This is a genomic window from Microbacterium sp. P5_E9 (genome assembly GCF_054049175.1).
The window spans coordinates 81,547-91,820 of the sequence record NZ_JBFUMV010000018.1; the positions used below are offsets into that span (position 1 = coordinate 81,547).

General features: G+C 67.4%; 12 protein-coding genes. 8 read left to right on the forward strand and 4 right to left on the reverse strand.

Annotation, left to right across the window (positions count from 1 at the left end; translation table 11 throughout):
• Nucleotides 1-113: 113 nt before the first annotated feature.
• Nucleotides 114-317 carry a UDP-N-acetylmuramyl pentapeptide phosphotransferase gene (locus ACXJ3V_RS17395; RefSeq protein ID WP_457101592.1) on the forward strand — a complete coding sequence of 68 codons (204 nt, stop codon included), beginning with the start codon at nucleotides 114-116 and terminating at the stop codon, nucleotides 315-317.
• Here the strand turns inward: ACXJ3V_RS17395 and ACXJ3V_RS17400 are convergent.
• The 3 genes from ACXJ3V_RS17400 to ACXJ3V_RS17410 all read right to left on the reverse strand — a co-directional run bounded on the left by ACXJ3V_RS17400 (nucleotide 270) and on the right by ACXJ3V_RS17410 (nucleotide 3,117).
• A complete protein-coding gene (locus ACXJ3V_RS17400; protein WP_457101593.1) occupies nucleotides 270-1,655 on the reverse strand; it encodes a DNA recombination protein RmuC in 1,386 nt (461 codons plus the stop codon). The two genes, ACXJ3V_RS17395 and ACXJ3V_RS17400, sit on opposite strands and share 48 nt — an antisense overlap.
• 52 nt (nucleotides 1,656-1,707) lie before the next feature.
• Entirely contained in the window at nucleotides 1,708-2,361 is a 654-nt protein-coding gene (locus ACXJ3V_RS17405) for an exonuclease domain-containing protein (protein WP_457101594.1), read from the reverse strand.
• A gap of 63 nt (nucleotides 2,362-2,424) precedes the next feature.
• Nucleotides 2,425-3,117: an SAM-dependent methyltransferase gene (locus ACXJ3V_RS17410; protein ID WP_457101595.1), complete on the reverse strand. Its 693-nt coding sequence runs from the start codon at nucleotides 3,115-3,117 to the stop codon at nucleotides 2,425-2,427.
• Between ACXJ3V_RS17410 and ACXJ3V_RS17415 the strand changes: the two genes are divergently transcribed.
• The 5 genes from ACXJ3V_RS17415 (at nucleotide 3,116) to ACXJ3V_RS17435 (ending at nucleotide 6,754) form a co-directional block, all read left to right on the forward strand.
• The gene (locus tag ACXJ3V_RS17415) at nucleotides 3,116-3,874 is read left to right on the forward strand and encodes a class I SAM-dependent methyltransferase (protein ID WP_457101596.1); all 759 of its coding nucleotides are present in this window, start codon (nucleotides 3,116-3,118) and stop codon (nucleotides 3,872-3,874) included. The two genes, ACXJ3V_RS17410 and ACXJ3V_RS17415, sit on opposite strands and share 2 nt — an antisense overlap.
• A 24-nt stretch (nucleotides 3,875-3,898) precedes the next feature.
• Nucleotides 3,899-4,522: a dihydrofolate reductase family protein gene (locus ACXJ3V_RS17420; protein WP_457101597.1), complete on the forward strand. Its 624-nt coding sequence runs from the start codon at nucleotides 3,899-3,901 to the stop codon at nucleotides 4,520-4,522.
• Nucleotides 4,519-5,244: a class I SAM-dependent methyltransferase gene (locus tag ACXJ3V_RS17425; protein ID WP_457101598.1), complete on the forward strand. Its 726-nt coding sequence runs from the start codon at nucleotides 4,519-4,521 to the stop codon at nucleotides 5,242-5,244. Before ACXJ3V_RS17420 ends, ACXJ3V_RS17425 begins: the two co-directional genes overlap by 4 nt.
• A gap of 59 nt (nucleotides 5,245-5,303) precedes the next feature.
• Nucleotides 5,304-6,377, forward strand: a complete 1,074-nt coding sequence (gene ychF, locus ACXJ3V_RS17430; RefSeq protein WP_457101599.1) for a redox-regulated ATPase YchF — start codon at nucleotides 5,304-5,306, stop codon at nucleotides 6,375-6,377.
• Between the two features lie 89 nt (nucleotides 6,378-6,466).
• The gene (locus tag ACXJ3V_RS17435; RefSeq protein ID WP_457101600.1) at nucleotides 6,467-6,754 is read left to right on the forward strand and encodes a hypothetical protein; all 288 of its coding nucleotides are present in this window, start codon (nucleotides 6,467-6,469) and stop codon (nucleotides 6,752-6,754) included.
• A 376-nt stretch (nucleotides 6,755-7,130) separates the two neighbouring features.
• On the opposite strand, the gene ACXJ3V_RS17440 is transcribed toward ACXJ3V_RS17435, so the two are convergent.
• A complete protein-coding gene (locus ACXJ3V_RS17440; RefSeq protein ID WP_457101601.1) occupies nucleotides 7,131-8,813 on the reverse strand; it encodes a tetratricopeptide repeat protein in 1,683 nt (560 codons plus the stop codon).
• Between the two features lie 119 nt (nucleotides 8,814-8,932).
• Here ACXJ3V_RS17440 and ACXJ3V_RS17445 point away from each other — a divergent pair, with 119 nt between their 5' ends.
• A complete protein-coding gene (locus ACXJ3V_RS17445; protein WP_457101602.1) occupies nucleotides 8,933-9,658 on the forward strand; it encodes a hypothetical protein in 726 nt (241 codons plus the stop codon).
• Between the two features lie 17 nt (nucleotides 9,659-9,675).
• On the forward strand, nucleotides 9,676-10,026 hold the full coding sequence (locus ACXJ3V_RS17450) for a hypothetical protein (protein ID WP_457101603.1): 351 nt from the start codon (nucleotides 9,676-9,678) through the stop codon (nucleotides 10,024-10,026).
• Nucleotides 10,027-10,274 lie beyond the last annotated feature (248 nt).

The window sequence follows — 10,274 nt, forward strand, 5'->3', positions numbered from 1 at the left end:
ACCACTCGGCGTCGTCTGGCGCATCCCCGCACCGGTTCCGGCACAGTTCGTGCTGGGTCTGGCACAATCAGAGAGTCGCCGGCACCGGCGCGCCGATCGTGAAGGGGACGCTCTTGGATGCTCAGAGCTCGAATCCGCAGACCGGCGCACACGCGGTCGTCGCCGACGCCACCGACCCGGCTCGTCGCCCGGACGTCTTCTTCCGCGTCCGTCGCGACGAAGGTCACCAGGTGTCGGCATGGTGGATGATCGGCGCCTTCGTGGTCGTGTCAGTCGGCGTCATCCTGCTCATGAGCCTCATCCCCGGCGGCGCCTGAGCCGTGCCAGGCGGGGAGCGCATCGCTCTCCGGGAATGAGATCCGCTCTCTGAGGTCGCCGAGATCCGCGGTGAGAACTTTCGCGTCCTGGATCGGCAACTGGTCATCGTCGTCGTCCGTGTCGATCAGCTCGGGGGCGGTGAGTCGTCGCGGTGCCCGGTCGATCACCGCGGGGGCTTCGAGGGCGTCGAGCTTGGTGGCGTCGATCCCCGGGAACTTGCGGGCGCTCACGAGCACGCGCGTCTCGAGCGAGCCGGTGAACTTGTTGTAGCTGTCGACCGTGCGCTCGATCGCCCGGCGGAGGTCATCGGCATGCCCGGCGAGGCTGCCGAGGCGCTCGTACAGCTGGTTGCCGAGGTCGAAGAGCTGCCGGGCCTCCTGCGAGACGTCCTGCTGCGTCCACGTGTAGGCGACCGTCTTCAGCACCGCCCAGAGATTCACGGGGGAGGCCAGCGCGACCCGCTTGCTGAAGGCGTAGTCGAGCAGCGACGGGTCCTCTTCGAGCGCGGCGGCGAGCAGGGATTCGCTGGGCACGAAGCACACGACGAATTCGGGACTCGAGCTGAGGCCCGCCCAGTAGGTCTTCTTCGCGAGCGCGTCGACGTGCGCCCGGACGGCCCGCACGTGCTTCTCGAGCAGGCTCTTGCGACGCGCGCCCTCGGCGCCCTGCGCGGTGAACGGGATCGCGCTCGCCTCGAGGTAGGCATCCAGCGGGACCTTCGCATCGACCGCGAGCGCCTTGTCGCCGGGAAGACGGATGACCATGTCGGGGCGGCCGGCTCCGGCATCCGTCGTGATCGATGTCTGCGTGTCGAAGTCGACGTAGCGGGTGAGCCCGGCCGCTTCGACGACGCGGCGCAGCTGGGTCTCGCCCCACACGCCACGCGTCGCGCCGGAGCGCAGGGCGCCGGCCAGGGACTCGGTCGTCGCGCGGAGGGCTTCGTCGGACTCCTGGGCGCGGCGCAGCTGCTCGGCGACGCTGCCGAACTGCAGCTGTCGCTCTCGTTCGAGCAGCTCGACTTTCTGCTGCATCGTCTCCAGCGTCGAGCTCACCGGTGCGAGAGCGCGCAGCACGGCCTGCTCGCGGCGGTCGCGATCCTCGCGCTCGGCGTGATCGGTGCGGGTCTGCGACGCGAGCTCGCGGTAGAGCAGCTGCTGGTGGTCGAGCTGGGCCTGCACCCCCTGGCGGGTCGCTTCGGCGGCGGCCAGTCGCGCGATCAGCTGGCTGTGCTCCTCGCTCGTGCGCGCGGCGGCGCGGGCGAGCGCGGTGAACCAGCCMGCGAGTGCGCCGGCGGCGAGGCATCCGATCGCGAGGAGGGAGATGACGAGTGCGTCCATGGGATCAGGATGCGTGAGGCCTCCGACATCGGGGGTCGGCGCGCCGTGCGGGTCAGGCGACGGCGGCGGCGAGGGCGGAGAAGTCGAGGAGTGCCGGCTCGGCTGCCGGCTCGGCCGCCGAAGCCACGACCTTCGCCGCGACCGGGATGCGCGGCATCCGTACGCCCGTCGTGGCGGCGAGTTCGAACAGGTCGGATGCTCCTGCCCGGCCGGCGGCGTCGATCATGATGTGCGCGCAGGCGAGCGCGTCGGCGGCGGCGTCGTGGTGCGCGAAGTCCATGAAGCCGGCGACCGCGGMGACCGAGGGGAGGCGGTAGGACTCCAGGTCGTAGAGCTTGCGCGCGACCAGCAGGCTGCACATGTAGCGGTACGGCGGGGAGTCGTCGCCGGTCGCCTCGCAGGCGCGCCGGATCACGCTCATGTCGAAGCCGGCGTTGTGCGCGACGAGGACGTCAGCGCCCGCGAACGCGGCGAGATCGTCGAGCTGCGCGCTCCACCCCTTCGCGCCCCTGACATCGGAAGCACGGATGCCGTGGATCCCGGTGTTGAACTCGACGAAGTCATCGTGTCCAGGGGGAGGCTGGATGAGCCATCCGGCCGTGGCGACCACGCGGCCGTCGCGGACCCGGGCGAGTCCGACGGCGCAGGCCGATGCGCTGCTGGAGTTCGCCGTCTCGAAGTCGATCGCGGTGAAGTCCAGGGGCACGCTTCAGCGTCACCCGGGCCAGGCACGAAGGCCCGGAGGCGCGCCGGGCGGAACGGCGTGTCGCTACGCCCGCACCGCGCCGACGACGGACCAGACCCGATCGGGGTACCGGTAGCGCGGCTCGAGCCCATTGCGACCAAGGACGTCGATCATCGATTCGGGCGKATGGATGAACGAGCGGAACGGATTGCCCGTCACGCGGTACATCAAGTTCTCCGCCCAGATCGCGGAGCGGGTGTACCAGGTGCGTGGCGGGTGGCTGAAGATCAGGGCGCGGCGGGCGCGATCGGCGGCGGCGGAGAGCAGGGCATCGTAGTCGGGGTAGCAGCACACCACCCGATGAAGGACGACGATGTCGGCCGGCTCGACAGCGTCGGGCGTCACCGCGAGATCCACTCCCACCACTCGCGCAGCGCGTGCCCGCAGCCCGTGTTCATCGAGCAGGCGCGCGGCCTCGGCCTCGTACGCTCCCGAGAGCTCGAGGTTGGTCGTCCGTGAGGCGCCGTGAAGCAGCAGTTCCACCTGGATCGCGCCGACCCCGCCGCCGATCTCCAGCACCGTTGCGCCGTCGAGGTCATTCGATCGAGCGATGTCGACGATGTGGCGCGCGGCGGGCGTCAGACCGTCCTGGCGGTAGTCGCGCGCGAGTCTTCCGGCGAATCGAGCGTCGAACTCCCGCTCGTATCCGTCCGGTGTCGGTGGTCCGCAGCAGTCGTCCACGGCTTCAGTATGGACCTCGTCGTAGGCTCTGGTCATGGCAGATCGCGAGGAGATGGCCCTCTCGTTCGGGTCCCAGGCGAGTCGATACGAGGTCGGGCGTCCGGACTATCCGGTCGAGGCGGTCGAGTGGATGCTGCAGCCGGTGCACCACGACGGACGCGCGCTTCGAGCCGCTGACGCGGGTGCCGGTACCGGCAAGCTCACCCGTGTCGTCGCTGGGCTCGGCGCCGAGGTCATCGCGATCGATCCCGATCCGGCGATGCTCGCCGAACTGCGATCGCACGTGCCCGGTGTGCCGACCTTCGTCGGAAGTGCGGAGCGGATGCCGCTGCCCGACGCATCGCTCGACGCGGTGCTTTACGGACAGGCGTGGCATTGGGTCGACGTCCCGTCGGCGTCCGCGGAGGCGGGGCGGGTGCTGCGCTCGGGCGGTGTGCTGGGGCTCGTCTGGAACATCCGTGACGACTCAGTGCCCTGGGTCGCTCGCTTGACCGCGGCGATGCACGGCAGCCACGCCGAGGAGATGCTGGCAGGCGACGGCGTGCGGGTCGACGATCCGTTCGACGGGTTGGAGGAGCGGTCGTGGTCGTGGTCGCGCACCCTCGGACGTGGCGCCTTCCTCGACATGGTGTCGTCGCGCAGCTATGTCATCAGCGCGGGGGAGTCGGAGCGGGCGCGCATTCTGGCGGCGGTCGGTGAGCTGTTCGATTCTCAGCGACGCGTGGACGAGACGGGCGTCGAGGTCGTGGACCTGCCGTATCGCACGCGTGCCTATCGCGGGATTCGGCCGTAACGCACTTCGGAGTACCGTGACCCCATGCGCACGCTCACCGTCTGCAACTTCGTCACCGTCGACGGCCGCTACGAGGACGACGACCATGACATCGGCTCCTTCTTCGAGCATCAGCACCTCGACTACGCCGGGGCCGACAGCTACGACCACTACACGGCCGGCCTCCTCCGTGAATCCGACACCCTGGTGCTCGCCGGCCGCCGGTCGTTCCTCGGAAACGTAGAGTACTGGGCGAGCGTCCGCGGGAATCCGGATGCCACGGCCATCCGCCGCGAGATCGCCGAGCTCATGCACTCCATCGAGAAGATCGTCGTCAGCGACACCATCTCCGAGGCCGACACACAAGCCCACCCCAACACCCGCATCGTGCGCATCGCCGACGCCCGAGCCGAGGTCGCCGAGCTGAAGGCGGCGGAGGGACGCGGCATCCTGATCCTGCTCAGCAGGATGCTGTGGAACGACCTGATCCACGCGGGACTCGTCGATGAGCTGCACCTGGTGACCTTCCCGCTGATCGCGGGCGGGGGAGTCGCCCTGTTCGATGAACGACCGCCCGTCGCGCTGAAGCTTCTCGGCACGCACGTGTGGGAGGAGTCCGGCAACGTGCTGATGCGCTGGCGCGTCGATCCGGTCGGCGTGGCGACGTGAGCAACGCCGCAGACTTCGACGACGTGGCGAGCCTGTACGCCGTCGCGCGCCCGTCGTATCCGCGGGCCGCGGTGGAGTGGTTGTTGGATGGCGGAGGCCGCGATGTCGTCGATGTGGGCGCCGGCACCGGCCTCTTCACGCGACTGCTCGTGGGCAGAGACCGAACCGTCACCGCAGTGGAACCTTCGGAACGGATGCTGGGAGAGCTGCGCACCGCACTGCCGGAGGTGGTCGCGCTGCAGGGGTCGGGTGAACGGATGCCGCTGCCCGACCGCTCCGCGGATGTCGTGGCCTTCGCGCAGGCGTGGCATTGGGTCGACGTGCCCGCGGCGTCGACCGAAGTCGCGCGGGTGCTGCGACCAGGTGGTCGTCTCGGTCTCGTCTGGAATCTCCGCGATGAGCGCGTGGCGTGGGTGCGTGCGCTCGGCGAGGCCATGCGAGCAGACGGGGATCACTTCCGCGGCGAGACGCAGGACCCGGACGTCGGTGCACCGTTCGGCGAGCCGGAGAGGCAGTTCGTCGAGTGGGTGCGCGTGTGCACGCCTGATGAGCTCCTCGCCGATGTGCGGTCGCGGAGCTACTTCGGTCTGCTGCCCGCTCCCGAGCACGAGCACGTCATCTCCGCGGTGCGCGGCGTACTCCGAGAGCACGCCGAGACCTCATCGCGCGCGGTGCTCGAGCTGCCTTACGTCACGGCGTCGTTCCGCTACACCCACCCCTGAGGTCGAGCCGCATCCACGGCTCAGGGAAGCGGCATCCGCGCCACGTAGACTTGGGCGACGTGGCTCTAACTATCGGCATCGTCGGCCTGCCCAACGTCGGCAAGTCCACCCTGTTCAACGCGTTGACCAAGAACGACGTGCTCGCAGCGAACTATCCGTTCGCGACGATCGAGCCGAATGTCGGGGTCGTGAGCCTGCCGGATCCGCGGCTCGTGAAGCTCGCGGAGGTGTTCCACTCCGAGCGCATCCTGCCCGCGACGGTGTCGTTCGTCGACATCGCCGGCATCGTGCGCGGGGCCTCGGAAGGTGAAGGACTGGGCAACCAGTTCCTCGCGAACATCCGCGAAGCCGACGCGATCGCCCAGGTCGTGCGCGGATTCACCGACGACGACGTGGTGCACGTCGAGGGCGCGGTCAACCCGCAGAACGACCTCGAGACCATCAACGCCGAGCTCATGCTCGCCGACCTGCAGACGCTCGAAAAGGCGATCCCGCGCCTCGAAAAGGACGTCAAGACGAAGCGAGCGGATGCCTCGACCCTCGAAGCGGCCGTGGCGGCGAAGGATGCCCTGGAACGCGGCATCTTGCTCTCGCACGCCAAGCTCGATCTCGCGCCCATCAAGGAACTCGGTCTGATGACCGCGAAGCCGTACATCTACGTCTTCAACGTGGATGAGGCGGTGCTGACGGATGCCGCGGCTCTCGCTTCGCTCGAAGCCCTCGTCGCGCCCGCCCACGCGGTGTTCCTCGACGCGAAGATCGAGTCGGAGCTCATCGACCTCGATCCCGAAGACGCCGCGGAGCTGCTCGCGTCGACCGGTCAGGAGGAGTCGGGCATCAGCCAGCTCGCCCGGATCGGCTTTGACACGCTCGGGCTGCAGACGTACCTGACGGCGGGTCCGAAGGAGGCGCGCGCCTGGACGATCGGCAAGGGCTGGAAGGCTCCGCAGGCGGCCGGCGTGATCCACACCGACTTCGAGAAGGGCTTCATCAAGGCCGAGGTGATCTCGTTCGAGGACCTCGTCGACGCCGGCTCGGTGCTCGAGGCCCGTCATCGTGGCAAGGCGCGGCTCGAGGGCAAGGACTACGTCATGCACGACGGCGACGTCGTGGAGTTCAGGTTCAACGTCTGAGCGAGTGCTCAATGGTCGTTGAGCGAGCGAAGCGAGACGAAACGGGTCGTTCCCCTGGCGATCCGTCAGACCCCGAACCGGATCACTGGGTGGTCGTGACCTTCAGCGACGCAGGCGATCGGCTCGACCTCGACGCGATGGACAGCCTCCTCGAGACCGAAGTGGATGCTGACGACGCACTGCGAGCGGCCGGAGCCGGATGGATCGACGGCAACGAGATGGGCGAGCACCAGTACGACCTGTACTTCGTCGGGAACGATCGTGAGCAGATGTGGGCCGTGCTCGAGCCGATCTTCGCTGCCGCCCCGATCGAGTGGTCACGCGTCGAACTGCGCGATGGGCTGGAAGACCCGGCCGCGGTCGTTGTGATGCCGTGAGGTGCAGCGCTGACCGGATTCGCGCTGCCGCCTTGGGTGGCAGTGCATCCGGGTTACAACCGTCGTGATCGCTGTAGTGACGGGGTGTGCCATAAACGATCCGGATCTCGAACGGCTCATCGAGCAGGACCATCAGGCGTCCACGGCGTTCTGCAACGGAGATGCCGGGCCGAAGCTGGCGCTCTACTCGCGGGCTGACGACGCCACGCTGGCCAACCCGGACTCGGACCGCCCGCACTCGGCTGGGCGCACGTGGCCGCCGCAGCAACGGCAACGGCGGCGGTACTCCGCGACGGCGAACCGACGCGTTCATGGCGGCGCGGGCGGCACGCTCGATCGTCGGTGAGTGAGGCGAGGCGGCAATCGATGCCGTGGGTCAGTCCAGGTCACTGAGTCCAGTGATCGAGTAGCCGAGCTCCGCGAGCCGGCCCGCTGCACCATCCCTGCCTCCACTGAACTGATCCGAACCGAGCGGAACTCCGTGCTGGTACCCGTACGCAACGCCGAAGATCGCCTTCGAGTCGTATCGTCCCGTATCCGTCATGAGGAAGTAGTCGCGTGCCTTGCCGTAGCCGTACTTGAGGAGGAAGGCATCGCGACCGATGCGGTCGAACTCTTCGAGCGCTCGGTCGACGGCACCGCGATCAGTCAGGTTGGAGTATTTCGGCACGACTGGGCCGTCCGACACCGGTGCCGAAGGCGGGAACAGGATTTCGCTGGTGTCTGCAAGGTCTGGGTCGCCTGAGGCGACAGCCCTGTTCGCCCACTCCTTCGAGGCTTCGGTGTCAAGTCCCCGAAGCAGGTACGCCAGGTTCGCGAGCGCGCCGTTGTCGCCGGCTGCCGCCGCCTTCTCGAACCACTTCCGCGCTTGGCGCTGAGCGAGTACTCCGCAGTTCACCATCGCGTCCTTGTCCCCGGCGTCTGCCGCCCGCGCGAGCCATTTCATTGCCTGGTCCGGATCGTCCTCCATGAGGTAATAGCCGAGGAAGGCCATCGCCTCGACTTCGCCAAGACGTGCGGCGCGCTCGAACCACTCCTTCGCCAACTGAACGTCGGATTCTTTGTAGTCGAGTCCGATGTTGTACGCGGCGCGTCCATCGCCTGCGGCGGCCGCACGCTCGAACCACGCCCTCGCGGCATGCGGTTGCTGAAGCTTCGTCAGCATCGCGCCGCGGTTGAACGCGGCATCCGTGTCGCCCTTCACCGCCGCTGCCTCTGCCCAGTCATCCGCAGCCGCGGGGTCGGACTCTTGAAGCAGAAGTCCCAAGTTCGACATCGCATTCGCGTCGCCGTGCGCGGCCGCTTGCTCGAGCCACGTTCGCGCGATTTTGGGATCGGTGAACCGAAAGAAAGAGCCGAGCGCGAACATCGCGCTGGGATTGCCCAGCTCCGCGGCATCTTCCAACCATCGCCGTGCGGTGTCAGGGTCAGAGTCCTTCAATTCGGTCCCCAGCCAATACATCGCATCCGCGTCGCCCAGTTTGGCCCGCCATTCGAGGCGTGCCATCGGGCCCGCGTTGGGCGGCGGCGGGTTTCCCAGCGCTTGACGCTCAGTCGCACCGCCATCTCGCTCGGGCAGATTCTGAAGAAGCGACATCAATCGGGATGTCGCGCTCAGGCTGTCGCCCGCGAGATATTCGAACGCGGGCCAGGGATTGAACGCGCGGAGTCGCTCGGCATAGCGCGCGCGCAGATAGGCGAGCAGCCGAGGTGCGGGTTCGATGTCGTCTTCGGCGGCGAGTTCGCGGTGGATCTCCGCGCTGTTCGCGCTGAGAACGAGCCAGTCGGCCCTGGCGTCGGTCCTAACTGTGAGTGTGGCGCTCACCGGTTCGCTCCCAGATCCGAGGGATTCGGGCCACGGGCCAGTGCGGGTTGAGAACAGCGAGCGCCACTTCTCTTCCTGCGCGCCGAGGTCTCCAGGGGGGATCGCGCGCCAGCTCGGGTCGGGGTCCTGAATCTCTGCGACGAGGGGGTTGGCGAACCCCCCGAGCACATTGCCGCACTCTGGGCAGGCGAACTCGATCATGAATTCGTTCACCGCCCCGATCGCGAAATCCATGCCGATACCCGACCAATTGCAAGTCGGGCAGCTATACGAGGCGAGCGGTCGTTCGAATCTTCCGTCGCGGGCCACGTGGCACCCCTTTCGGTCGCTTGATCGGGATCCTAGTCTCTTGCTTGCAGACGGTCAGGAGGCCTCGTGTGGACGCAGGATCATGGGTCTTCTCATCGTTCGTCGACTATTACGACGCGAGGACGGATGCCGTCGGCCGCCATGCTGAGCAGCTCCGTTCCTCCACGCCGGAAGACGCTCGAGATGCGCTCGATACCGTCTCCCGCGTCGTGACCGGATACGCCAGAGACTTAACTGACGACCAGCTCGTCGGGTGCACGGTGTCGATGGTCGACGATCTCTACAAGACCGCCTCGTGGATCGACATGTGGTCAAGAGAGACAACCGCATACGTCCACGCTGTCTTCGGCAACTTCCTGTCTGTGGCCGGCGAGCGCGGGAAGCAGGTGCGATACATCGTCGACAACAGCTTTGATGAAGGGTCGCAACGCGCGCTCACGGCGTATCCCGCGGCGTTCCAGGCTGCCGGAGTCGTGTACGTCTGCCCGCACCAGATCGCGTTCACCTTGGCGCAGAAGAGTGGGCTATCTGTGGGCGAGAATCCAGGCCCTGCGGACCTTGCGTCCCTGCTTGCTGAAGCTCGGAACGTCGCATCTCGTGCAGCAAGCGCGGTGGTCGAGCGCGGCCGTCACCTGGCATACCTCGAGGCGGACTTCGAGCCGGGATCCATGGATCATGTCCGCTCACTCCCGACACAGCCGGGTACGATCACGATCCTCCGAGAAGAGGCGCCGACTGCGGGGTCTCGCGTCATGGTGTTGACCACCTGATCACAACGGCTGAAGAAGTGAGCAAGAATCCGAAGTCGCAACTGGATAAGCATTTCCACGTCTACGTGATCGAGATCGACTCGAGTCGCTTCGTGTTCGTCGGTGAGGGGGTCGTGTATGTCGGGGAGACGGAGCTGAGTCCGAATCAGCGGCTCAAGAAACACCTCGAACGCGGTCGCGGATCGGCCCGCGTGATTCGCCGACACCGCGTGCTTGGACTGCGACCAGATCTCGCGCCGGGAGGTAGTCCGTTCGCGACACGGGAAGAGGCTCTCGAGTGGGAGCGGGCCACCGCTGAGCATCTCCGTGCCGAAGGGTTTCGGGTCTACGGCGGTCAGGGGAAGCCCTTCATGGACGACGACTGGTAGTCGGTGCGTGCATGGCGGAGGATTCCAGCGCGGACCGAGCAATGCTCAACCGTCGGGCAACCAGGGAGGTCTCCGCGGAGGCGGCCAGCTGGATCGTTCGGTGGGAGACGGCGATGAGTTCGGCGAGGGTGCTCGAAGCCCTCGATGCGCCCTAGGAGCACCGCTGATCCGTTCATCGCCAGTCGGTGGCCCAGTCCTGGGTGTTGGTGCCGCTGGAGGAGCCCGAGGCACCGCTGGCTGCCCAGATG